The organism is Gordonia sp. SCSIO 19800, assembly GCF_018132775.1.
In the GTDB taxonomy this organism is placed as follows: domain Bacteria; phylum Actinomycetota; class Actinomycetes; order Mycobacteriales; family Mycobacteriaceae; genus Gordonia; species Gordonia hongkongensis.
Genome location: NZ_JAGRQM010000001.1, coordinates 470,807 through 494,684, shown reverse-complemented (window position 1 = coordinate 494,684; position 23,878 = coordinate 470,807). Strand labels below are relative to the sequence as shown.

The window sequence follows — 23,878 nt, the reverse complement described above, 5'->3', positions numbered from 1 at the left end:
ATGAACGCCGCCCAGTCCGACTCGCCCCAGCTCGACGACGATACGACCGTGTCTCGTGACGCCACCGGGGACGCCGATCCCGGTCCCGGTCACTCGTCGGACGCGCGCGGCCGGCTGGTGTTGGCGGCCACCCCGATGGGACAGGTCGACGACGCCTCGCCGCGTCTGCGTGCGGCGCTGCGGACCGCGGACATCGTCGCCGCCGAGGACACCCGTCGCGCCCGTGCGCTGGCCGCGGCGCTCGATGTCGAGATCGGCGGGCGGTTGGTCAGCTATTACGACCAGGTCGAGGCCGCCCGTACGCCGGGTCTCGTCAGCGCGATCGCCGAGGGGCAGACCGTACTGCTCATCACCGACGCCGGGATGCCGTCGGTCAGCGATCCCGGATACCGCGTCGTCGTGGCATGCGCGGACGCCGGACTACCAGTCACGGCACTGCCCGGACCGTCGGCGGTGACGACGGCCCTCGCGGTGTCGGCACTGCCCTCCGAGCGGTTCTGTTTCGAGGGGTTCGCTCCCCGCAAGCCCGGCGCCCGGGCCGCGTGGCTGCGCGAACTGGTGTCCCAGCCCCGGACCGCGGTCTTCTTCGAATCGCCGCACCGGCTCGCCGACACGCTGGCGGCCGCGGCCGAGATCCTCGGTCCGGACCGTCGCGCGGCGGTGTGCCGTGAGATGACCAAGACCTACGAGGAGGTCCGGCGCGGCGGACTCGCCGAACTCGCGGAATGGGCGAGTGGGGGCGTCCGCGGCGAGATCACCGTCGTGATCGCGGGTGCGGTCGCGGCCGAACCCGACATCGACGACCTCGCCGATCGAGCCGAGGAACTCGTGGCCGGCGGCATGCGCCTCAAAGACGCCTGCGCCGCGGTCACGCAGGGTTCCGCTGCCTCTCGACGCGACGTCTACCAGCAGGTGCTCGAAAGACGTCGAGCTGATCCGGGCTGACGCGCAACTCCACCCGCGGCGCGAGGCGGTAGGGGCGGCTCGAGACGAGCGCGCCGACCACCCGGCGCAGCCGCGACAGTTCGGCGCGCACGCTCACCGTGTGGCCGTCGTCGCCGAAGAGCAGCTGGCTCAACCGCTGTGAGGTGAGGCCCTGCTCGCCGGCGTCGGCGAGCAACAGCAGGATCTGGGCGTGGCGACGGGTCAGGACGGTGCGCCACGGTTCACCGTCGCCGGTCACCGTGACCGTCGGCTCACCGTCGAGGGAGAGCTCGGCCAGGACCGGGCCGGACGGACCCGCCGGACGCACCAGCCATCCGCGGCCGAGACGTTCGACCACACAGATCCCCAGTCCCGGCACGAACTGACGCATGTCGTCCGTCGGGACCGCGACGCGCACGGGCGGGGTGCAGCCGCGGCCTTCGGCCACCCACCCGTCGTCGTCGATGAGCAGTCCCGGTCCGTGCAGGCCGGCCAACTGCGCCTGGCCGGAAAACCGGAGTTCGGCGAGCTCTCGCTGGTGGGCGAGGGTGATCTCGTGTTCGCCGAGTGCGGCCAGCGCCGAGGTGAACGCCGATGCCGCCGGCTGCATCTCCATGGCCGGGCCCGCCAGGCCGGCGATGGCGATCATGTCGCCGGTGCGGTGGTCGTGCACCGGCACCGCGGTGCAGAAGAGTCCGTGCAGCGAACTGTAGTAGTGCTCGGCGCCGAACAACCGGGTCGGGCGCTGGAGATGAACCGCGAGGCCCACGGCCGTGGTCGCGGTGGAGTTCTCGTCCCAGCGGCTGCCCTCGACGAGGTCGAGTCGATCGGCCTCCGGGAGAACCGACGCCGAACCTCCCCGCCACAGCAGCACGCCGTCCGCGTCGAACACGCCCAGGGTCATCGATGCGTCGTCCGCCGACTGGGCGAACAGACGCTGCAGCGGCTGCACCGCGTCCCGTAGCGGGTGCGCGGCCCGGCGTGTCTCGAGTTCGTCGTCGGAGATGTGGCCCGGATCGTGCGTGTCGACGGTGGACCGGTGTCGACCCGACCGGACACGACCCCATGATTCGACGACATCCCCCGGGACCTCGGCACGCGGGGTGCCGCCCGACATGAAGGCATCGTGGTCACGGCGCAGATCACGATCGAGCACCGCGAGATCGGTGGACGACCGGATGGGCACAGTCATGGCGGAATCGTACCCAAAGCGGCACTCGATCATGCCGATCCGCGCGACCCCACGATGCTCGCGGCCTTGTCGAGGCACTCCTGCCATTCCCGGGCCGGGTCGGAATCGATGGTGATCCCACCGCCGACACCGAGGGCGAGGGCCCCGTCGGGTGCGATCTCCACGGTCCGGATGGCGACGTTGAGATCGAGGGCGCGGTCGGGTCCGGCCATGCCGATGGCCCCGCAGTACACACCGCGAGCATCGGCCTCCCAGTCGTCGAGGAGTTCCATCGCCCGCAGCTTCGGGGTGCCGGTGACCGACGCCGGCGGGAACGTCGCCGCGAGAACGGCGTCGTTGCCCGTGCCCGGTGCCACGATGGCCTCCACCCGCGAGACGAGGTGCCAGACGCCCGGGGCGGGCACGACCGACAGGAGCTCGGGTACCCGCACGCTGCCGGTCACCGCGATGCGTCCCAGATCGTTGCGGACCAGGTCGACGATCATGATGTTCTCGGCGATGTCCTTGGCCGACGCCGCCAACGCGTCGGGGTCGGCGTGCGCGGGCAGGGTGCCCTTGATCGGCGACGACGTGATGATGTTGCCGGTCCGGCGCAGGAACGTCTCCGGCGACAGGCTCGCCACTGTACCCCAGTCACCTTGTAGGAAAGCGGCTTTCGCCGGTGCGGTGGCGCCCGCGAGTTCGGTGAAGAAGTCGACGGGGTCGCCGCTGAGCGTTCCGGTGAAGCGGGTGCACACACAGGCCTGGTAGACCTCGCCGTCCCGGATCGCGTCGAGGCATCTCGCGATGGCGGCGAGGTGCGGAACCCGCTCGGGGGCATGCCATTCCGTCGCCGACAGTGGGGTGGTGGCGCTCGGCCGGGCCGAGGAACGGTCGCCGGCGGCACGGATGGTCGCCGTCACCCAGTCGGGGATGCCGGTGCCGACGGACTCCCATCGGCCGTCGCGGAGCACGAGCACGCCGTCGGTGTGCCCGCCGACGTTCGCCGGCAACGGCGCCTCGTCCGGCCGCACCGGGAACCCGAGGTAGCCGAACCAGAACCGGTCGGGATCGTCGGGCGGGAGGCAGCCGGGCGTCAGCGCGACCGACGGTGCGATGACCGCGTCGGCGTCGTACCAGTCACCGATCAGCGCGGCGGGCGGCGGCAGGCGACGGGCGGCGGTCTCGGCGTGCAGGGCGCGGAGCACGTCGAGCGCCGGCGCTGCCGCAACCGGGCCGGGCAACGCAGATCCCACCCCGTTCGACGCGACCATTCCGGATGCGCGAGTTCAGTTCTCGTATCGCGGGAACACCGGAGTCGGCTTCGGCAGCACGGTTCCCGGTTCCAGCCGGGTGGCGACCGCGGTGAACTGACGATCGACGTCGGCGACGAGCAGATCGAGGATCTTGTTGGACGACTCCGGCATGACCGGCTGGCTCAGGAGTGCGACGATGCGCACGACCTCGGCGCAGACATAGAGAACCGTGCCGGTGCGCTTGAGGTCGGTTTTGGCCAGCTTCCACGGTTCCTGCGCCGAGATGTACCGGTTGGTCTCGGCCAGCGTCGCCCACAGGGTCTCCAGCGCCAGGTGGATGGCCTGGTTGTCGATGTGGGCCCGCACGGCGTCGAGCAGGGAGTCGGCACGCGCGAGGAGCGCGGTGTCGACGTCGGTCAGTTCGCCCGGTGCCGGCAGGGTGCCGTCGAAATACTTGCCGATCATCGACAAGGTGCGCTGGGTCAGGTTGCCGAACTCGTTGGCCAGGTCGGCGTTGATACGCGACACGATCGCCTCGGCGGAGTACGAACCGTCCTGTCCGTAGGACACCTCACGGAGGAAGAAGAACCGCACCGGGTCGAGCCCGAACTCGTCGATGAGGTTCTCCGGGTCGACGACGTTGCCGACCGATTTGCTCATCTTCTCGCCCTTGTTGAACAGGAACCCGTGCGCGAACACCCGCTTCGGCAGTTCGACGCCCGCACTCATCAGGAACGCGGGCCAGTAGACACAGTGGAACCGGATGATGTCCTTGCCGATGATGTGCAGGTCGGCCGGCCAGAACCGCGCGAAGGCTTCCGGGTCGTCGACGAATCCGACGCCCGTGAGGTAGTTGGTCAGGGCGTCGACCCACACGTACATGACGTGTTCGGGATGGCCGGGCACCGGGACGCCCCAATCGAAGGTCGTGCGCGACACCGACAGATCGGTGAGACCGCCCTTGACGAAACTGATGACCTCGTTGCGCCGGACGTCGGGGCCGACGAAGTCCGGCTGGGACTCGTAGAGCTCCAGGAGTTTGTCCTGGTATGCCGAGAGGCGGAAGAAGTAGGTCTCCTCCTCGGTCCAGGTGAGCACGTGCCCGGTGTCGGTCGCGACGCGGTCGCCGGACTCGTCGACCCGGGTGTCCGCCTCGGCGTAGAAGGTCTCGTCGCGGACGTCGTACCAGCCCGAGTACTTGTCCAGGTAGATGTCGCCGCGGTCGCTCATCCGCTTCCACAGTTCCTCCGACGCCCGCTTGTGGTCCTCGTCGGAGGTGCGGATGAAGCGTTCGAAGCTGGACCCGAGGCGTTCCTGCAGGGCCTGGAATCGGTCGGAGTTCCGCTTGGCCAGTTCCGCGGTGGGGATGCCCTCCGCGGCGGCGGTCTGCTGCATCTTCTGCCCGTGGACGTCGGTGCCGGTCAGGAACCGGACGTCGAACCCGTCGAGCCGCTTGAACCGCGCGAGTGCGTCGGCGGAGATGTACTCGTAGGCGTGCCCGATGTGCGGAGCGCCGTTGGGGTAGGCGATCGCGGTGGTGATGTAGTACGGGCGTCCGCCGCCGTGGGACGCGCCGGACGGATCAGGGCTGGTCAGATCGGGTGCCATAGTGCCCAACAGACTACCGACCGCGCGCGACCGGACCCAATTCCGGTCCGGCCGATTCGGTCGGTTCACACCCACCCCTTTTCGGTGAACCCACGGCCCGGTGTGGACGTGGGTTCACCGAAATGGGGTGGGTGTGCGGCTCATGAAACCTGGCGCTCAGTCCACCGGCCGCTGGTCCAGAATCACGACCGCTGTCCTGGCGACCATGTCGTCGGCATCATGGATGTACACCTGTAGCGCCGAAGTCGATGCGGTACCGGGGATTTCGGCGAGCGCCTGCACCAGCCTCGATCGGACGGCCGCGTCCGGGTCGGCGCCCAGGCGGTCGACGAGCAGGTCGACGATCCGCTCTCGATGTGCCTCGTGGCCGGCGAGGATCTCGGCGGCCTCGACGTCCCGGTCGCCGGCTGCGATGAGCTCGACCAGTGCATCGACCGCAGCGGCGAAGCCGCGACGCCCGAGGGTCAGGGCGGCGATGCGTCGGACCACGGTGTCGGGGTCGTCGAGCAGTCCGCGCAACACCGAGGCGACCTCCGGGGTCTCGTCGACGGCGGCGAGGGCGGTGACCGCTCGGCGTCGGATCGACGGGTCGGGGTCCGACGCGCCGGTGGCGAGACGCTCGACGCCGCCCGGCCGCTGCGCGAGGGCCCAGCGCAGCGCGCCGGCGACGTTGGGATCGGTCTCGGCCAGCAGCGCGTCGGCCAGCGAATCCCCGGACACGCCCACCTCCCCGGCGAGCAGTGCGGCCTGCTGACGAAGCGCCGCATGCTCGGACTGGACCGCACGGAGGAGGCCGATCACACCCAGCACCGACGACCAGTCCGAGGGGCCCGTCGCCCGGACATGTTGCAGGCGCTCGAGGAGTTGCGCGTCGGCGGCCATCCTCGCCTTCGTGTCGTCGACGAGCCGGTCCATGAGCGAGTCCGGCGCGAACTCCGGGTCGTCGAGCGCGAGTCCCACCTCCCGCAGCGACAGTCCGAGCGAGCGGAGACTCTCGACGTGCATCAGCCGTTCGAGGTCGGCGTCGGAGTATTCGCGATAACCGCCCGACGTCCGGCCCGTGGCCCGGACGAGGCCGAGCGAGTCATAGTGGCGCAGCATCCGGTTGCTCAGACCGGTATGCCGCGCCACCTCGCCGATCAGCACCGCTACGTACCGTCCTCTGGCCCGATCGCCGACGAATCCTCAGCCGCGGCATCGCTGTTCACCAACCGTGTCGCGTACTCCAACGCAGCGGCGAAGTCGCTGTCCGGGTCGTCGATCAACCGCTCGGTGGCGGCCACGTGTGCCCGTACCGTCAGATCGCCGCGCCTCTTCGCGGCGGTCAATGGTCCGGCGGCGAAGCCTCCGAGCCCGGCCAGGGCACGGCTGAGACTCCGCTGCACGTCCGTGCTCCCACGACCGAGTTCGCCGGCCAGTTCGTTCGCGAGCCAGGTCTCCCGCCCGGACGGGACCAGGCCGACGGCGGTCCGCCACGCGGCGCGCGCCACCTCGTCGTCCGTGTCGTGCAGGAGCGCGAGGGTGATCGACGTCCACGCCGATCGATCCCCGATCTTCGACAGGGTGTGCAGGGCCTGGGCCCGCGCCTGCGGCGACGCCGACTCCAGCTCGGTCACGAGTCCGGGAACCGTGAGATCGACGGGCAACCGCGTGAGGGCCCAGGTCAGCATGTCCCGCACGAAGAAATCCGGCTCGACGCCGCAGCGTCGGATCAGCTCCTCGGCGTAGCCGGGATGGGGGTTGCTGCCCGCCGCCATCGCGGCACGCAGCCTCGTCGAGGCGTCGTCGGCGGCGAGCGCCGCCAGCAGGGCAGGGTCGGGCGCGTGGGTTGTCTGGTCGGTCATCGTCGACCACCTCCTTCGCCACCCATCTGAGCGCTTGACACAGTGAGAAGGTCAAGCACCGAGAGCTAGATCTCCCGGCGATACGGTTCGCACCCCGGCGGGGCCTTCGGCGGTTCGCGGTATTCCAGCTCCGGAATGTGCATGGTCATCGGCGCGGATTCGAGCGTGAACTTCTCGCCGTGGTGCGCCAGGTCGATCGGCGGACCCGACAGCAGCCGGTATGTCGCGTTCTCCTTGTCGACGGCCACCACGATCTTCGAGTCCCGGATGATCATGCGAAAGGACATGTAGGTCAGTCGTTTCGGGAGCCGCGGTGCGAACGTGATGTTCCCGCCGAAGTCGCGCATACCGCCGAAACCCGCCACGCAGTCGGTCCAGGCACCGGCGAGAGCCGCGATGTGCAGGCCACTGCTGACGTTGTTGTGCAGGTCGTGCAGGTCGGTGAACACGGACTCGGCGAGCAGGTCGTAGGCGAGATCGGGGTAACCGACCTCGGCGGCGGTGACCGCCTCGCAGCAGGCCGACAGCGACGAGTCACGAACGGTCAGCGGGTAGTAGTAGTCGAAGTTGCGCAGCTTCTGCTCGGGCGTGAAGGCGTCCCCGAACAGGTAGGTCGCGAAGACCAGGTCGGCCTGCTTGACCACCTGCTTGCGGTAGAGGTCGTAGTACGGGTAGTTCAACAGCAGCGGATAGCGTCCCACCGACGACTCGAAGTCCCAGGCGCCCAACAACGTGAACGACTCACACTGCTGGTGCACGCCGAGCGCGTCGTCGAAGGGGATCGTCATGTCGTCGGCGCACGCTTCCCAGTGCGCCGCCTCGGCGGTCGTGACCCCGAACTGCTCGGCGAGATCCGGACGGCGATGCACCGCCGCCACGGCGTCGCGCAGATTCTGTTGCGCCGCCAGGTTGGTGAAGGTGTTGTTGTTCACGACGGCGGTGTACTCGTCGGGACCGGTGACCCCGTCGATGCGGAACTTACCGTTCACATCGTGGTGCCCGAGCCCGGCGAACAGTCGGGCGGTCTCGACGAGAAGTTCGACGCCGCATTCGGTTTCGAACTGTTCGTCGTTGGTGGCCCGCAGGTAGCGCGCGGTGGCGTTGGCGATGTCGGCGGAGACGTGGACGCCCGCGGTGCCCGCGGGCCAGTACCCCGAACACTCGTCGCCGTTGATCGAGCGCCACGGGAACATGGCCCCGCGTTGCCCCAGTTCGGCGGCCCGGGACTTCGCCTTGTCCATGGTGGAGTGGCGCCATCGCAATTCCTCGCCGGCGGCGGCGGGCACGGTGTAGGTGAGCATCGGGAGGATGAAACTCTCGGTGTCCCAGAAGGTGTGACCGTCGTAGCCGGGGCCGGTGAGACCCTTGGCCGGGATCGCGCGGGACTGACCGCGCGCGCCGGCCTGCAGGACATGGAACAACGCGAAGCGAACCGCCTGCTGCAGTTCGGGATCGCCGTCGAGTTCGACGTCGGCGTCGCGCCAGAAGTCCTCGAGGTACCGGACCTGGTCGGCCTTGAGCGAATCCCAACCGGTCTCCATCGCCATCGCGAGGGCCGCGTCGACCTGGGCGCGCAGCGCCGGCACCGAGCGTCGGGCCGACCAGCCGTACCCCATGTACTTGGTGAGGGTGAGACTCTTGCCCTTCGGCACGTTGGCCGCGATGGTGAGCCGGGCCAGGTCGCCGTCGGCGCGGATGAAGGTGTCGGCCTTGTCGGGGAAGTAGATCTCGTGGTCCATGCCGGCCGCCATGTGCAGGCCGGACTTCTTGGTGTGGTGGACCAGCATGCCCCAGTAGTTGCGACAGGTGGCGAGGTCGGAGACAAGCGGGGCGTCGAGTGCCGCCGCCAGGCGCGGGTCGTTGCCCGGTGCCGGAACCGGCTCGTTGGCCAGGAGATCGGACTGCAGAACGAGTTTCATGTCCTCGTCGACCGGCTCGACCTCGTATCGGATCGCGGCGATCGTGCGTTTGGTGAAGGACACGAGGCGCTCGGACTTGATGCGGACCTTCCGGCCGGTGGGTGAGGTCCACACCGTGTGACGACGCAGGGTGCCGGTCCGGAAGTCCAGCGTCCGTTCGTGCTCCTCGGTACGCCCGTACCGAAGGTCCATCGGCTCGTCCTCGACCAGCAGCCGAATGATCTTGCCGTCGGTCACGTTGACGACGGTCTGTCCGGATTCGGGATATCCGTAGCCGCTCTCGGCATAGGGCAGGCCGCGCAGCTCGTAGAAGCCGTTGAGGTACGTGCCGGGATGATCGACCGGCTCACCCTCTTCGAAGGACCCGCGTAAACCGATGTGCCCGTTGGACAGTGCGAACAGCGTCTCGGTTCGGCCCAGCATGTCCAGATCGACGCCGCCGCGCCACTTCAGCTGCCACGGATGGATCTCGAAGCCGAAATCGTGGCCGTGCTCGGCGGTCATGCGGGGAGCAATTCGACGAGGTCCTTCACGACGATGTCGGCGCCGGCGGCACGCATCGCCTCGGCCTGGCCGCCGCCGACCCGGTCGATGCCGACGACGTAGCCGAAGGCTCCCGCGCTCCCGGCCGCGATGCCGGAGATGGCGTCTTCGAAGACGACCGCCGCGGCGGGCTCGACGCCCATCAGTTCGGCGCCAAGGAGGAACGAGTCGGGTGCGGGTTTGCCCTTCAGGCCTTTCGACACGATGTCGAGTCCGTCCACCCGGACCTCGACGAATTTCGACAGGTCTGCCGCATCCAGCACTGCTGCTCCGTTCTTCGAGGAGGTCACCACGGCGATCCGGAGACCGGCGTCGCGCGCCGCCTCGAGATATCGCACGGACCCCGGATAGGCCTGCCCGCCGTCCTCGGCCAGGCTGACCAGGAACATGTCGTTCTTCCCGTCTCCGATCGCGGTCACGGTCTGCGCGTCGACATCGTCGATTCCGCGAGAGGCGAGGAAGGCCCGGACGCCGTCCTCACGGGGACGTCCGTCGACGTAGTCCAGATAGTCCTGGTCGGTGAACTCGACGAAATCGGCGTGGTCTGCGCCGCCCGCACGGGCGGCGAGAAAGGCGTCGAACGCCTTCTTCCACGCCTTGCGGTGTAGCACCGCGGTCTCGGTGAGAACCCCGTCGAGGTCGAACAGTGCGACGGTGATCGAATCTGGCAATCCCAACACGCTTCGCCACGCTACCCGTCCCGGGCGACTCCGGCGCGATTTGCGTGGCCACCCCGGGTGTTTTCTGCCGGCCGCGGGCGCGCGATCGCACGCGTCGTCCCGGACAGCGGTTCCTCCGGCGACGCCTGCGCGCCCGAAAAGGCTTTGACCGGGCGACAACTGGAGGTGAGACGATGGTCCGATGACTCGACGATTCGCTCAGATCGATGTGTTCTCCGCTACCGGGACCGGTGGTAACCCGGTTGCCGTGGTGCTCGATGCCACCGACATCCCCGACGACCGGATGGCCGCGTTCGCGTGCTGGACGAACCTGTCGGAGACGACCTTCGTGCTACCGCCGACCGACCCTGCCGCCGATTACCGTCTGCGCATCTTCACCCCGGACGGCGAGTTGCCGTTCGCCGGGCATCCCACCCTCGGCTCGGCACATGCCTGGCTGACGACGGGCGGCCGGCCTGCGGGGGAGGACATCGTGCAGGAGTGCGGCGTCGGCCTGGTGCGACTGCGGCGCACTGGTGCACGGCTGGCCTTCGCGGCGCCGCCGTTACGGCGGTCCGGACCCGTCGACGCCGCCGTCGTCACCGAGGTCGCCGCGGCGCTACGGGTCGACACGGCCGAGGTCCGCGCGGCCGAGTGGGTCGACAACGGGCCGGAATGGATGGTGTTGCAACTCGAATCGGGCGAGCGGGTGCTCGAGGTGACCCCGGACATCCCTGCCCTCGGCGATCACAAGGTCGGGTTGTTCGGGCGGTACGGCTCGGGGGACGGAGAGGTCTTCGGCGAGGTGCGCGCGTTCGTGCCGGGCATCGGGGTCCCCGAGGACCCGGTGACGGGCAGTCTCAACGCCGGCATCGCCATGTGGTTGCGGGCCACCGGGCAGGCGCCGGCGTCCTACGTCGCCGCGCAAGGTGCGGCGCTCGGTCGGGCCGGCCGCATCCACGTCCACGACGACGGCGAGCACATCTGGATCGGCGGCGACACGACAACGGTGATCGAGGGGACGGTGACGCTCTAGTGGTGTCGCGACCGCACCGGATGGTGTCGGCGCGCTGTGCCAAGGTGGGTGCCATGACCTACGCCCCGGAGAACTCGGCGCCGGGTGATGCCGAGAGCGGTGGCGGCGAGACCCTGAGCAACAAAGCCGCCAAGAAGCGACGTCGACGCGAACCGCCACCGGACCCGGCGCCGCTGCCCGGCCTCGTCGACGCGCACACCCACCTCGCTGCATGCGGCGGACGCGACGCCGAGACGGTCCGCGCGATCTGCGACCACGCGCAGGGCGTCGGCGTCGGCCATGTGGTCACCGTCGCCGACGACATGGTCGATGCACGGTGGGCGGTCGCCGCCGCGGAGTGGGACGATCGCGTCTACGCGGCGGTGGCCCTGCACCCGATGCATGCCGGCGATCTGAACGACGAGACCGCCGCCGAGCTCGAGCGGATGGTGCGTCACCCGCGAGTCGTCGCGGTGGGCGAGACCGGGCTCGACTACTACTGGCCCGGGAAGTCCGACGACTGTGCGTCGCCCGAGGTGCAGCACGAGACGTTCCGCTGGCACATCGACCTCGCGAAGCGGGTCGGCAAGCCGCTGATGATCCACAACCGCGAGGCCGACCGGGATCTACTCGACGTCCTGGCCGCCGAGGGCGCCCCGGAATCCGTGATCATGCACTGCTTCTCCGGTGACCGAAATGTTGCACGCGAATGTGTCCAGCGTGGGTTCATGCTCAGTTTCGCCGGCACTGTGAGCTTCGCCAACGCCGACGAGCTCCGGGTCGCGGCCGAGCTGGTCCCCGACGACCAGATCCTCGTCGAGACCGACGCGCCGTTCCTGACCCCGCATCCCTACCGTGGCCAGCCCAATCAGTCCTATTGTCTGCCGTACACAGCCCGGGCCCTCGCGGCCGTGCGTGGCGTGGCGGACGAGGAGATGGCTCGCATCCTCGGGGCGAACGCGCGGCGCGTCTACGGCATCCCTTTGCCATAATCTGGCCGGTTCGTTATCGTACTGTGATCCAGCTGGCCGACGTGCTGATCCACTCGGCCGGCGTGGTGCCAGTGTTGCCTATCAGGATGTCGTGCCCTTGTCTTCTCTGCCCAACCCAGAGCTGCAAAACCCCGAACTGTCGAACCCGGAGCCGTCCGCTCCGACATCGTCGGGTTCGGTGTTCGCCAAGATCAACGGCTCGAAGTCGTTGCGTGTCCGTGTCGCCGTCGGCGCCGTGTGCGCCACCGTCGCGGCCGGCGGGGTCATGGGCGTCAGCATGCACAAGAACGTCGCGATCGACGTGGACGGCGACATCCGGCACGTGTCCACCATGGCGATGTCCGTCGAGAGTCTCCTCGAGTCGGAGGGGCTGGCGCCCGCCGACGGTGACAAGGTGAGTCCGGCACCCGACTCGGGCTTCGGCGACGGCCAGACCATCAAGGTCAACAAGCTCAAGGAACTCACCCTCGACATCGAGGGCAAGCGCGAGACCATCGTCACCAACGCCTCGACCGTGGACCAGTTGATGGCCGAACGCGGACTGACCCACGCCGCCGAGGAGACCGCCTTCGGCGAGGAACTGCCGGTCGACGGCGGTCAGATCGAGGTCGCGCTGCCCAAGCCGGTGAACCTCGTCGACGGACCGGCCCGCAAGCGCCCGACCGTCGCCGCGCACACCGTCAAGGATCTGCTCGAGTCGCTCGGCACCCCGCTGGGCGCCGAAGACAAGGTCACCCCGGCCGCCGACACCAAGATCACCCCGAACCTCAAGATCGTCGTCACCCGGATCAAGACCGAGGACGTCACGCTCACCGAACCGGTCGCCCCGCCGGAGGTCAAGAAAGAGGACCCGACCCTCGTCCGCGACCGCAAGGTCGTCGAGAAGAAGGGCACGCCCGGCGAGGCGCGTGTCACCTACAAGGTGACCACCGTGAACGGTCGGGTCGTCAAGCGCGACAAGCTGACCAGCGAGGTGCTCAGCGAGCCCGTCGCGGCCACCGTTCGCATCGGCACCAAGCCGGGTGCGCCGTTCGTGCCGCCGGGGTCGGTGTGGGACGCGCTCGCCGCGTGCGAGGCGACCGGCAACTGGGCGATCAACACCGGCAACGGCTTCTACGGCGGCGTCCAGTTCGACCAGAACACCTGGGAACGCTGGGGCGGACTCGAGTACGCGCCGCGCGCCGACCTCGCGACCCGCGAAGAACAGATCGCCATCGCGAAGAAGACCCAGGCGGTCCAGGGCTGGGGCGCATGGCCGTCCTGCTCGTCCAAGCTGGGCCTGCGCTGATCAGCGACTCGACAGCGGGTTCACCCGACGGCGCGCCCGACGAGGCTCCGCGTCTCCTCGGGCCGGCACAGATCAGGGAGCTCGCGGCGGAGGTCGGCGTCCGGCCGACCAAGACTCTCGGACAGAACTTCGTCCACGACGCGAACACCGTGCGAAGGATCGTCGCGGCATCGGGGGTCGGGCCTGACGACACCGTCCTCGAGGTCGGGCCCGGGCTGGGCTCGCTCACCCTCGCCCTCCTCGGGACGGCGGGCAGGGTCGTCGCCATCGAGATCGATCCGGTGCTCGCGGAACGTCTTCCGGCGACGATCGCGGAGTATGCCCCTAGTCGGCAGGGCAACTTCGAGGTCATCCTCGCCGACGCGCTACAGGTGACGCGCGACGACCTGCCGGTGGTCCCCACCGCGCTGGTCGCGAACCTGCCGTACAACGTGTCGGTGCCGGTCCTGTTGCACCTGCTCGGACTCTTCCCGGAGATCACCACCGCCCTCGTGATGGTGCAGGCCGAGGTCGCCGACCGCCTCGCCGCCGGCCCGGGCAGCCGCACCTACGGGGTGCCGAGCGTCAAGGCGCGCTACCACGGTCGCGTGAGCCGGGCCGGTGCGGTGGGGCGCAACGTCTTCTGGCCCGAACCGAAGGTGGAGTCGGGTCTCGTCCGCATCGAACGAACCGACGACCACTCGACCGATCCCGTTGTGCGGCAACAGGTGTTCGCCGCGATCGACGCCGCATTCGCCCAGCGACGCAAGACGATGCGATCAGCGCTGGCCGGCTGGGCCGGTTCGGCGGCCGAGGCCGAACGCCGACTCCGTGAGGCCGGTATCGATCCGGGTGTGCGGGGCGAGAAGCTCGACGTCGACGACTTCGTCCGCCTCGCTCGCACGACCTGATCTCGACGCCGGGTCGCTGATCGCGGGAGACCGCGGCTCGTCGTGGGGGCGGGCGCAAAACCGCTCGCCGTCGGCGGGGAGAAGCTCGTACCGTGTTGTGCATCCGCAGCATCGACGACGAGGTCCGACATGGTTCCACCACAGACTCTGACGACGCCGAGGCTGCGGCTGCGCCCACCCGCCGACCGTGACATCGAACCGACCTTCCGCGCCTGCCAGGATCCGGACATCCAGCGCTTCACACTGGTCCCGGTCCCGTATACGCGTGCGCACGCCGAACGTTTCGTCCGCGACATCGCCCCGGCCGCCGGGTCGTCGGTGTGGGCGATCGAGATCCCCGGCGGTGAACTCGTCGGCACCATCGGACTGCGAACCGTCGAGAAAGGCGTTGCGTCACTGGGCTATTGGTGCGCGCCGTCGCATCGGGGCCATCGCTACCTCACCGAGGCGCTCGCCGCGGTCCTCGACCACGCCTTCGCCGACCCCGCCGACGGCGGAGCCGGGTTCGATCGCGTGATCCGGCGGGCGCTGGTCGACAACGTGGCCTCGGCGCGGCTGGCGGCGTCGGCCGGCTTCCGCTACACCGGCCGACGCCCGGAGGACGAGATTGATCAGCTCCCGTCGGGTCGCCACGTCGGCGATGTGCACACCGCCGTGCTGCGGGTGGGCGAGGACCGCACCCCGCAGTCCTGGAACCTCGAGCAATCGGACTCAGTTCGACGCGGCGCGCAGTTTCTCCAGTAGCTCGGGAGCGGCGTCGCGCAGGAACGCGTCCTGGGTGTCGCCCCCGATCTGCACCAGCGCGATGTCGGTGAACCCCGCCTCCCAGAAGGGTTTCACCGCCTCGACGATCTGGTCGAGGTCCGGGCCGCAGGGGATGTTGCCCGCGACGTCGTCCGGCGTGACGAACTGCGTCGCCGCGGCGAAGCCCGCGGTGGTGCGCAGGTCGGCGTTGACATCCCACCCGCCGGCGAACCACCGGAACTGATCGTGGGCGCGCTCGATCGCCTTGTCGCGGTCGGGATCCCAGCTGATGGGGATCTGCCCGATCGCGCGGGACCGCTGTCCGTCGACGGTCGGGGTCGACGAATGTTCGTTCCACGCCTTGATGAAGTCGGCGTCGGGTTCGACGGCGATCAGGTGGTCGGCCAGTGGCCCGAACGTCTCGATACCCGCATTGCCCGCCACTGCGACGCCGATCGGGACGGGCTGGTCGGGCAGATCCCAGATCCGGGCGGCGTCGACCTGGAAGAACTCGCCGCGGAAGTCGACGAGCTCACCGGTGTGCAGTTTGCGGATGATCTCGATCGCCTCGGCGAGCATGTCCTGGCGGTCGGCGACCGAGGGCCAGCCCTCGCCAACCACGTGCTCGTTCAGGTTCTCGCCCGAGCCGAGGCCGAGAGTGAAGCGACCGTCGGCGAGGATCTGCAGCGTCGCAGCCTTCTGCGCGATGATCGCCGGGTGGTAGCGGATCGTCGGGCACGTCACGTAGGTCATCAGGTCGACCCGCTCGGTCGCGTGGGCCACGGCTCCGAGGACCGTCCACGCGTACGGTGCGTGTCCCTGGGCCGAGAGCCACGGGAAGTAGTGGTCGCTCGACACCTCGAAGTCGAAGCCGGCGTCTTCGGCGCCGACGGCGTACCGCACCAGCTCTTTCGGGCCCGCCTGCTCGGTCATCAGGGTGTAGCCGAAACGTGTTGCCATGGAGGTCTCCTCTGCGAGATGGGTCGCTTCGGTGTAGCCATGAGTCATGGGTCCGAAACCCGGGACGCTCGAGACAGTGGTGCCCGGACGACGGACGTTCGACGACGGGGCGCGGTTCTCGACCCCGGAAACGAGGCGCAGATGCCAGACCAGAAAGCGGACGGGTCGGTCGACACCGTGCTGCTCGATGTCGACGGTACGCTCGTCGACTCCACCTACCTCCACGCATTGGCGTGGATGCGGGCCTTCGCTGCTCACGACCTGATCCCGCAGTGGTGGCAGGTGCACCGGGCGATCGGCATGGGCGGCGACCGTCTCGTCGGCGAGCTGCTCGGCGACGACGTGGAGGAATCGCTCGGCGACACCTTGCGCGACGAGTGGGAGGACGCCTATCGCGACCTGCTGCCCGACGTGCGGCCCCTGCCCGGCGCGGCCGATCTGGTGCGGGGACTGCTGGACGCCGGCTACCGGGTGGCGCTCGCGTCGTCGGGCAAGTCGGAGTTCACCGACGCCGCCCTCGAGTCGATGGGATTGTCGCGGAACGACTTCGCCGCGGTGACCACCTCGGACGACGCCGATTCGTCCAAACCGGCGCCCGACATCCTGTCGGTCGCCCTGGACGAGGCCGGCGGCGGTAAGGCCGTCGTCGTCGGCGACACCGTGTGGGACGTGGCGTCGGCGCATCGCCTGCCGGCGGAGTGCGTGGCGGTACGGTCCGGTGGTTTCGCGGAGGGTGAGTTGCGCGACGCGGGCGCGGTGCTGGTCGTCGAGCACGTCGGACAACTCGTCGACCGCGGCTGGCGCCCCTGATCGACGGCGGCTGGAGCGCCGGACCGACCGCATCGGTGGGCGCGGGGCCGACGCCGGGGCGCTAGGCTGGATCATTGTGTCGCGAACGTCGCTGTCGGTGGTGTCGGACTCCGTCACCGCGCGGGCTCCGTCGAAGGTCAATCTGCACCTCGGGGTCGGTCCGCGCCGCGAGGACGGCTACCACGACCTCGTGACCGTCTTCCAGGCGCTGTCCCTGCACGACGACATCAGGGTCGCCCGGGCCAACGAGATGAGCATCACGGTTCGTGGCGAAGGCGCCGGGTCGGTCCCGACGGACGAGTCCAATCTGGCGGTCCGGGCCGCGCTGGCACTGGCCGAGTGGGCGGACCGTCCCGGCAAGGTCGCGATCGACATCGACAAGACGATCCCGGTGGCCGGGGGCATGGCCGGTGGCAGCGCGGATGCCGCCGGGGCGCTGGTCGCACTCGCCGCCCTGTGGAAGCTCGACATCGGCCGCGACGACCTCGCCGCGATCGCGGCGGACCTGGGCAGCGACGTCCCGTTCGCGTTGCACGGCAACACCGCCCTGGGTACCGGACGCGGCGAGCGGCTGATGCAGGTCCTCTCCCGCGGTGACTTCCACTGGGTGCTCGCGCTCGCACGCGACGGACTGTCCACGCCCGCGGTGTACCGCGAACTGGATCGGCTGCGCGACAGCCGTTCCGGAGAATGCGCCACCGACGACGAGCGGGACCTCCTCCGCCGCCCGGACGAACTCATGCAGGCCCTGGCGTCCGGTGACCCGCATGCGGTGGCGCCCCTGCTGCACAACGACCTACAACCGGCGGCGCTCTCGCTGCAACCCACCCTCCGCCGGACCCTGCGTGCCGGAATCGACGCCGGAGCACTGGGCGGCATCGTGTCCGGCTCCGGTCCGACATGCGCCTTCCTGTGCGCCGACGAGACCGGCGCGGTGAACGTCGCCGCCGAACTGTCCGGCGCCGGCGTCGCCCGGTCGGTCCGCACCGCCAGCGGTCCCGCCGCCGGTACGCGCGTCCTCGGAGCCGACGTCCGCCACTGATCGCCTACGGTTGCCTGATGTCCCGCAGACCCGCCGCAGTCGTCGCCCCGCTGCGCGCGGTCAGCGCCGTCGTCGCTCTACTGCTCGCGCTCTGCATCGTCACGGCCGGCCCGTCGACGGCCGCCGCACCCGCCGACGGTTTCGTCTTCACCACCTCCGACGTCCCCGACGGCGAACTCCCGTCGGCGGCCGGCTCGGGCACCCGCCTGACCTATGCGACGCGCGATCAGAACGGCCGCCCGGCGATGTCGAGCGGCGTGTACTGGGTGCCGAAGGGTACGCCGCCCGCCGGTGGCTGGCCCGTCGTGTCCTGGGCACACGGGACGGTCGGCCTGGCCGACGAGTGCGCGCCGACCCTGCACCGGCTTGGCGACGGTGTCGAGGCCCCGGTGCGCGCGGCGCTCGACGCCGGGTTCGCGGTCACGGCAACCGATTACGCGGGTCTCGGGTCGGCGGGGGAGACCGAATACCTCGGCGGTCGCGCGGCGGCTCACTCGGTGATCGACATGATCCGCGCGGCGCGGTCGGTCGACGCCTCGCTCGGATCACGCTGGGTGTCGACCGGGCACTCGCAGGGCGGCCACGCTGCGCTGCACGCGGGCCGTCTCGCCGCGGAATTCGCACCGGATCTGCCGGTCGCCGGCATCGTCGCGATCGCCCCGGTCTCGTCGTTGGAGAACCTGTTCGGTCTGTTCGGTCCCCGCGTGCCCGGCCTCGGCGCGCTCAATGTGCTGAGTGCGCCGTTCCTGTTCACCCTCGCCGGTCTCGACCACGCGAACCCGGAACTCCGCGTCGCCGATTCCCTGACGTCGGACGGCAAGCGTTTCCTCGACCGCGCGCGTGCCCGGTGCAACGGGGATCTCGTGGACGCGTTGCGGTCGGTGCCGCCGGGCTCACTCGTGGCGTCGTCGTTCACCGCGGAGCAGGACTTCCGGGACGCCCTGCGGGAGTACGCCGAGGTGCCCGTCTCCGGCTACCCGGTGAAAGTCACGCTCGCACATGGTCTTCTCGATCCCGTGCTGCCGTACCCGCTGAGTCGTTCACTGCGGTCCGAGATGCGCGACGCCGGCACGGATGTGGACCTCAAGACCTACGCGCGGGCCGATCACAGCGGCGTCGTCGACGAGTCGCTGCCGGACGTGCTGGCCGCGATCCGGGAGTCGTTCGGCCGTTGAAATCGGGCCGACCGGTTCTCGCGGAGTCGATCACTCGACGCTCTCGCCGAGTTCCATCCAGCGTTCCTCGAGTTCCTCGAGTTCGGATTCCATGCTGCGGATGCTCTCCGTCTCCGCGGCAAGGCCTTGGTAGTCGGACTGATCATGGTCGGCCAGCGCGGTCCGGGCAGCATCGATCTTGCTGTGCAGCTTGTCGATCCGACGCTCGAGCGAGGCGAGCTCCTTGTTGGCCGCGCGCAGCTCGGCGCCGCTGAGGGACGAGCCCGACGCGCCGCCGTTCCCCGAAGCTGTGGCGCTCGTACCGGATCCGCCCGATGTCGATCCGGAACCCGACGTCTTCGCCTGTGCCGAGCGGAGTCTCAAGAACTCGTCGACGCCGCCGGGGAGGTGGCGGAGCCCGCCGTCGAGGACGGCGAACTGCTGATCGGTGACCCGCTCGAGGAAGTACCGGTCGTGCGAGACGACGATCAGCGTGCCGGGCCACGAGTCCAGCAGGTCCTCGAGCGCGGCGAGCATGTCGGTGTCGAGGTCGTTGGTCGGCTCGTCGAGGATCAGCACGTTCGGCGCGTCGAGCAGGATGAGCAGCAACTGCAGCCGCCGCTTCTGCCCGCCCGAGAGGTCGCGGACCGGGGTCGAGAGTTGCGCGCCGTCGAAGCCGAGCCGTTCGAGCAGCTGTGACGGCGACAGCTCCTGTGCCTTCGATCCGGAACCGAAGGTGTACGTGGTCTGCAACTGCGCGATGACCACCCGCACCGGGTCGTCGAGGTACCGGTCGAGGTCGTCGAGGCGTTGGGTCAGGGTGGCGACCTTGACCGTCTTGCCGCGTTTGACCCGGCCGCCGGTCGGTTCCACGGTTCCGGCGATGAGGCCGAGCAGCGTCGACTTGCCCGCGCCGTTGACCCCGAGGATGCCGGTGCGCTCACCGGGCGCCAGCCGCCACTCGACGCCGTCGAGGACGTTGCGGTCACCGTAGGAGACCGACACGTCGAGCAGGTCGACGACGTCCTTGCCCAGACGAGCGGTGGCCAGTGACTGCAGGGCGACCGTGTCGCGGACCGGTGGGACGTCGGCGATGAGGGCATTGGCCGCGTCGATGCGGAACTTCGGCTTCGACGTCCGGGCCGGCGCGCCGCGGCGGAGCCAGGCCAGTTCCTTGCGGGCGAGATTCTGTCGTCGTGCCTCGATCGCGGCGGCCTGCCGGTCCCGTTCCACCCGCTGCAGGATGTATGCCGCGTAACCACCCTCGAAGGGTTCGACGATGCGGTCGTGGACCTCCCAGGTGACCGTGCACACCTCGTCGAGGAACCACCGGTCGTGGGTGACCACCAGTAGTCCGCCGGCGTTGGCCGGCCAGCGTCGCTTCAGGTGGTCGGCGAGCCAGGTGATGGCCTCGACGTCGAGGTGGTTGGTCGGCTCGTCGAGCGCGAGGACGTCATGCTCGCCCGCGAGGAGTCGTGCCAGCGACACGCGGCGGCGCTGACCACCCGACAACGAACTGGTGGGCGCCGTCCACTCGACGTCGCCGAGCAACCCGCCGATGACGTCGCGGACCTTCGCGTCACCCGCCCATTCGTGTTCGGGACGGTCGCCGACGACGGCGTGCCCGACGGTCTCGTCGTCGTCGAAGACGTCGACCTGGTCCAGCACGCCGATGCGGACGCCGCCGCGGACGGTGACGCGACCGGAATCGGGTTGCATCCGTCCGGCGAGCATCGCCAGCAGGCTCGACTTACCGTCGCCGTTTCGGCCCACGATGCCGATCCGGTCGCCCTCGTTGACCCCGAGGGACACCGACTCGAAGACCTTGGTGGTCGGGTATTCGAGGCCTAGGGTTTCCGCGCCGAGTAGATGAGCCACCCGACAAACGCTAGTGGGTGACCGGTCTCGGCCTAACGGCGGATGGCCCCGTTGATCATGGCCGCGAACGCGACGGCGCCGGCCTGGTTGACGTGGAAGGGCAGCGCGATCCGATTCGACAGCGCGCTCTCGTACCAGGGGTTGATGAGGTTGCAGGCATCGTGTCCCGCCGATCCTCGGTTCGCGTCGATGAAGGTGCCGCCGACCTTGGTCGACGCCCGCCAGAGCGCGCCGTTGGCGCGGTTGAAGACCTTGCGCATCCACCGGACGTCGGGGTCACTCAGCGGGACCAGCGGCCAGCACCCGGTGAACCCGATGAAGCCGCCCAGGCCGACGACGATGATCTGGGCGTGCGGCGCCTTGTTCCGGATCGCGCGCAGAGCGGGGGTGACGCGGTTCTCCATGAGTTCGATCCGCCACCGGACCTCGTTCTCGAGGGCACGGTTGTGGCGGCAGCGCCGGTCGGTGAACGCCGGGGTACGGCACTGGCCGAAGATCGCGCCCCACCGCATGTCGTTGCCGCCGATGCTCACGGTGATCAGCTGGGCGTCGCGCGGAACCAGGTGCAGCTGAATGGGTTTCGTGCCACCGCTGGTGTGCTGCGGGGCCCGGTGCAGGTGTGCCGACTGCGCGCCCGCACACGAGGCGTCGATGAAGCGTCGCGGCAGGGTCGCGGCGGCGACGAGGGTGGGGTAGTTGAACGCCGACCGCTTGCATCCGCCGAAGTAGGCGGGCGTCGGGGTGTAGAAGCTGCCGGACGCACGCGAATCACCGAGAGCGACGTAGGTACCGCCGGTGTAGCGCGTCGGGGCCGCCTGCGCGGGCGCGGCCACCGCCGCCATCATCGACACCACGAACGCGGTGACCAGCACCGTCGCCAAGATCTGGACCCCGCCCCGAAACCTGCCTACCACCGAACACCGCTTCCACTGCCCACCGAGTTTGCTCAGGGAATCTTAAGGCACGACCTCGGGTCCGACGACAGAGTGCGGGATCCGTATTGGAAACCGGCACGAATCCCGCACTCTGCGGGAAGTGGAACCGGCGCGATCCCGGGTGCGTCTACAACCACATGGCTACTGCACCTGCGTTGCGGACCTTCATCCTCACGCGCGACGGCGTGATCACCGCGGCGCAGGCCCGCGAGCACGGTCTCAGTCGTGCCTCGGTGGCCCGGCGGGTGAAGTCCGGTGAGTGGGTTCGTGCGAGTTCCGGCGTCTATCGCCTGGCCGATCATCCGGTGACCGCACGGACCCGGACCCGACTGGCGACCCTGCAGGTCTCCGCGGACGCCGTTCTCAGCGGACTCGCGGCGGCGTGGTGGCACGGCCTCGTGACCAAGCGGCCGACGACGATCACCGTCACCGCTCCCCGAAGCTGGCACGGTTCGCCGGAGAAGGGGACGGTGGTCATCCGGAGATCCCTCGACGCGGCCGACGTCGTGGTCGAGAAGGGACTCACGGTGACCGCGGTGCCGTTGTCCGTCCTCGAAGGCGCCCTTGAAGGAAAGATGGACGTACTCGACCGGGCACTTCAGAACAAGAAGGTCACGGTTGACGCTCTCCTCGAGACCTACCAGCGGCGGCGCCGCTGCCGTGGTGCAACCGAGATGGCGAAGATGCTCGTGCTCGTCGGTTCTGGTGCCCGTTCGGCTGCCGAACGGCTGACCGTGAAACTGTTCGCCGAGCACGACATAGCGGGTTGGGTCGCCAACCACCCGGTGTCCGGTTACGAAATCGACTTCGCCTTCGTCGGGAGGAAGGTGGCGGTCGAGATCGACGGTATGGCTCATCACCGGGACGCCGAAGCGTTCCAGCACGACCGCACCCGCCGCAACACCCTCATCGCCCTGGGCTGGACGGTGTTGAACTTCACCTGGGCGGATCTCGTGGAACGCCCGGGATACGTCGCGTCGCAGGTGCGACGAGCGACCGTCTGATCACCCTCCGCAAAGTGCGGGATTCGTACTGGAAACCGTTACGAATCCCGCACTTTGGAAGAGCTCTGGACCACCTACAGGCCGAGATCCTTGGCGATGATCGTCTTCATGACCTCGCTGGTGCCGCCGTAGATCCGCGTGACGCGGGTGTCGGCGTAGAGCCGGGCGATGGGGTACTCCAGGACATAGCCGTACCCGCCGTGCAACTGCAGGCACTTGTCGATGACCTTGCCGGCGGTCTCGGTGGCGAACAGTTTCGCGCGAGCAGCATCGGGGACGGTGAGCTCACCCTCGTTGTGGAGTTCGAGTGCGCGGTCGACGAACTGCCGGATGGCCTCGACCTCGGCGGAGCACTCGGCGAGGACGAACTTGGTGTTCTGGAACGCCGCAACGGGTTTGCCGAAGACGTCGCGCTCCTTGGTGTAGGCGATCGCGTGCTGGACGGCCGCGGCGGCGGTGGCCGACGCCCCGATGGCGATGGTGAGTCGTTCCTGCGCGAGATTGTGCGCCAGGTACGAGAAGCCGGCACCCTCCTCGCCGAGCCGGTCCTCGACCGGCACCTTGACCGAGCTGAACGAGAGCTCGGCGGTGTCGGAGGCCTTGAGGCCGATCTTCTCGATCCTGCGTCCGACGGCGAAACCCTCCGACGAGGTGTCGACCACCAGGATCGACAGGCCCGCACGACGATTCGACTCGTCGAACGGTGCGGTCCGGGCGACGACCAGGATGCGGTCGGCCAAGGCGCCGCCGGTGATGAACGTTTTCGCGCCGTCGAGCACGTAGTGCGACCCGTCCTCGGACAGCTTGGCGGTGGTCGAGATGTTGGCGAGGTCCGACCCGGTGCCGGGTTCGGTCATGGCGATCGCGAACATGAGTTCGCCGGAACAGAATCCGGGCAACCACCGCTGCTTCTGCTCGTCGGTGGCGTACTCGACGAGGTAGGGGAGGATCAGGTTCGAGTGCACCGAGTAACTGCCGAAGGTGACACCGGCCGCCGATGTCTCCTCCGCGATCACCATCGAATAGGTGAAGTCCGAGACGCCACCGCCCCCGAACTCCTCGGGTGCCTCGATGCCCAGGACGCCGAGTTCGCCCAGCCTGTTGTAGAACTCACGCGGCGGATGGCCCTGCTTCTCCCAATCGTGGTACACCGGCGCGACCTCTTTGGCGATGAAGTCACGGATGGTCTTGCGGAAGGACTCATGGTCCTCGGTGAAGATGCGACGCTGCATTGGTCCCTCG

At 69.2% G+C, this 23,878-nt stretch carries 21 protein-coding genes; 10 read left to right on the top strand and 11 right to left on the bottom strand.

The annotated features are described in order from the left end of the window. Complete coding sequence (rsmI, locus tag KB201_RS02225) at positions 1 to 945, top strand: 16S rRNA (cytidine(1402)-2'-O)-methyltransferase (protein ID WP_058251457.1); 945 nt, start codon at positions 1 to 3, stop codon at positions 943 to 945. Here rsmI and KB201_RS02220 read toward each other — a convergent pair. The 7 genes from KB201_RS02220 to KB201_RS02190 all read right to left on the bottom strand — a co-directional run bounded on the left by KB201_RS02220 (position 869) and on the right by KB201_RS02190 (position 9,945). Further along, a complete protein-coding gene (locus KB201_RS02220; protein ID WP_058251456.1) occupies positions 869 to 2,116 on the bottom strand; it encodes a helix-turn-helix domain-containing protein in 1,248 nt (415 codons plus the stop codon). The genes rsmI and KB201_RS02220 overlap by 77 nt on opposite strands. A gap of 29 nt (positions 2,117 to 2,145) precedes the next feature. Beyond that, a complete protein-coding gene (locus tag KB201_RS02215) occupies positions 2,146 to 3,369 on the bottom strand; it encodes an aminodeoxychorismate synthase component I (RefSeq protein ID WP_058251455.1) in 1,224 nt (407 codons plus the stop codon). A 15-nt stretch (positions 3,370 to 3,384) separates the two neighbouring features. Further along, complete coding sequence (metG, locus tag KB201_RS02210) at positions 3,385 to 4,959, bottom strand: methionine--tRNA ligase (RefSeq protein ID WP_211538226.1); 1,575 nt, start codon at positions 4,957 to 4,959, stop codon at positions 3,385 to 3,387. A gap of 156 nt (positions 4,960 to 5,115) precedes the next feature. After that, on the bottom strand, positions 5,116 to 6,105 hold the full coding sequence (locus tag KB201_RS02205; RefSeq protein ID WP_078112157.1) for a HEAT repeat domain-containing protein: 990 nt from the start codon (positions 6,103 to 6,105) through the stop codon (positions 5,116 to 5,118). Between the two features lie 2 nt (positions 6,106 to 6,107). Further along, the gene (locus KB201_RS02200) at positions 6,108 to 6,803 is read right to left on the bottom strand and encodes a HEAT repeat domain-containing protein (RefSeq protein WP_211538225.1); all 696 of its coding nucleotides are present in this window, start codon (positions 6,801 to 6,803) and stop codon (positions 6,108 to 6,110) included. A gap of 65 nt (positions 6,804 to 6,868) precedes the next feature. Then, positions 6,869 to 9,226: a glycoside hydrolase family 65 protein gene (locus KB201_RS02195; protein WP_165630310.1), complete on the bottom strand. Its 2,358-nt coding sequence runs from the start codon at positions 9,224 to 9,226 to the stop codon at positions 6,869 to 6,871. Further along, the gene (locus tag KB201_RS02190) at positions 9,223 to 9,945 is read right to left on the bottom strand and encodes an HAD family phosphatase (protein ID WP_078112155.1); all 723 of its coding nucleotides are present in this window, start codon (positions 9,943 to 9,945) and stop codon (positions 9,223 to 9,225) included. Before KB201_RS02190 ends, KB201_RS02195 begins: the two co-directional genes overlap by 4 nt. Before the next feature lie 181 nt (positions 9,946 to 10,126). On the opposite strand from KB201_RS02190, the gene KB201_RS02185 reads away from it, so the two are divergent. From KB201_RS02185 to KB201_RS02165, 5 genes are all read left to right on the top strand, one after another. Further along, complete coding sequence (locus KB201_RS02185) at positions 10,127 to 10,960, top strand: PhzF family phenazine biosynthesis protein (RefSeq protein ID WP_078112154.1); 834 nt, start codon at positions 10,127 to 10,129, stop codon at positions 10,958 to 10,960. Between the two features lie 53 nt (positions 10,961 to 11,013). Next, positions 11,014 to 11,931, top strand: coding sequence for a TatD family hydrolase (locus KB201_RS02180; RefSeq protein ID WP_078112217.1), 918 nt, complete (start codon positions 11,014 to 11,016; stop codon positions 11,929 to 11,931). Positions 11,932 to 12,067: 136 nt separating this feature from the next. Next, entirely contained in the window at positions 12,068 to 13,219 is a 1,152-nt protein-coding gene (locus KB201_RS02175) for a resuscitation-promoting factor (RefSeq protein WP_205333112.1), read from the top strand. Continuing rightward, entirely contained in the window at positions 13,183 to 14,109 is a 927-nt protein-coding gene (rsmA, locus tag KB201_RS02170; protein WP_205333085.1) for a 16S rRNA (adenine(1518)-N(6)/adenine(1519)-N(6))-dimethyltransferase RsmA, read from the top strand. Before KB201_RS02175 ends, rsmA begins: the two co-directional genes overlap by 37 nt. A gap of 129 nt (positions 14,110 to 14,238) precedes the next feature. Continuing rightward, positions 14,239 to 14,853, top strand: a complete 615-nt coding sequence (locus KB201_RS02165; RefSeq protein ID WP_211538224.1) for a GNAT family N-acetyltransferase — start codon at positions 14,239 to 14,241, stop codon at positions 14,851 to 14,853. Here KB201_RS02165 and KB201_RS02160 read toward each other — a convergent pair. Further along, positions 14,821 to 15,813, bottom strand: a complete 993-nt coding sequence (locus KB201_RS02160; protein WP_058251659.1) for an LLM class F420-dependent oxidoreductase — start codon at positions 15,811 to 15,813, stop codon at positions 14,821 to 14,823. The genes KB201_RS02165 and KB201_RS02160 overlap by 33 nt on opposite strands. A gap of 141 nt (positions 15,814 to 15,954) precedes the next feature. Between KB201_RS02160 and KB201_RS02155 the strand changes: the two genes are divergently transcribed. From KB201_RS02155 to KB201_RS02145, 3 genes are all read left to right on the top strand, one after another. Next, positions 15,955 to 16,623 (top strand): HAD family hydrolase, encoded by a 669-nt coding sequence (locus KB201_RS02155; RefSeq protein WP_211538223.1) that lies wholly within the window; start codon positions 15,955 to 15,957, stop codon positions 16,621 to 16,623. A gap of 76 nt (positions 16,624 to 16,699) precedes the next feature. Then, positions 16,700 to 17,665, top strand: a complete 966-nt coding sequence (locus tag KB201_RS02150) for a 4-(cytidine 5'-diphospho)-2-C-methyl-D-erythritol kinase (RefSeq protein WP_058251444.1) — start codon at positions 16,700 to 16,702, stop codon at positions 17,663 to 17,665. A 17-nt stretch (positions 17,666 to 17,682) separates the two neighbouring features. Beyond that, positions 17,683 to 18,840 (top strand): lipase family protein, encoded by a 1,158-nt coding sequence (locus KB201_RS02145; protein ID WP_211538222.1) that lies wholly within the window; start codon positions 17,683 to 17,685, stop codon positions 18,838 to 18,840. Positions 18,841 to 18,870: 30 nt separating this feature from the next. Here KB201_RS02145 and KB201_RS02140 read toward each other — a convergent pair whose 3' ends face one another. Both KB201_RS02140 and KB201_RS02135 read right to left on the bottom strand, forming a co-directional pair. Then, positions 18,871 to 20,697, bottom strand: coding sequence for an ABC-F family ATP-binding cassette domain-containing protein (locus tag KB201_RS02140; RefSeq protein ID WP_058251442.1), 1,827 nt, complete (start codon positions 20,695 to 20,697; stop codon positions 18,871 to 18,873). Between the two features lie 32 nt (positions 20,698 to 20,729). Further along, positions 20,730 to 21,542, bottom strand: a complete 813-nt coding sequence (locus KB201_RS02135) for an SGNH/GDSL hydrolase family protein (RefSeq protein WP_249145001.1) — start codon at positions 21,540 to 21,542, stop codon at positions 20,730 to 20,732. Between the two features lie 227 nt (positions 21,543 to 21,769). On the opposite strand from KB201_RS02135, the gene KB201_RS02130 reads away from it, so the two are divergent. After that, positions 21,770 to 22,636: a type IV toxin-antitoxin system AbiEi family antitoxin domain-containing protein gene (locus tag KB201_RS02130; protein WP_211538220.1), complete on the top strand. Its 867-nt coding sequence runs from the start codon at positions 21,770 to 21,772 to the stop codon at positions 22,634 to 22,636. Between the two features lie 74 nt (positions 22,637 to 22,710). On the opposite strand, the gene KB201_RS02125 is transcribed toward KB201_RS02130, so the two are convergent. Further along, on the bottom strand, positions 22,711 to 23,868 hold the full coding sequence (locus tag KB201_RS02125) for an acyl-CoA dehydrogenase family protein (protein WP_058251440.1): 1,158 nt from the start codon (positions 23,866 to 23,868) through the stop codon (positions 22,711 to 22,713). Positions 23,869 to 23,878: the final 10 nt, after the last annotated feature.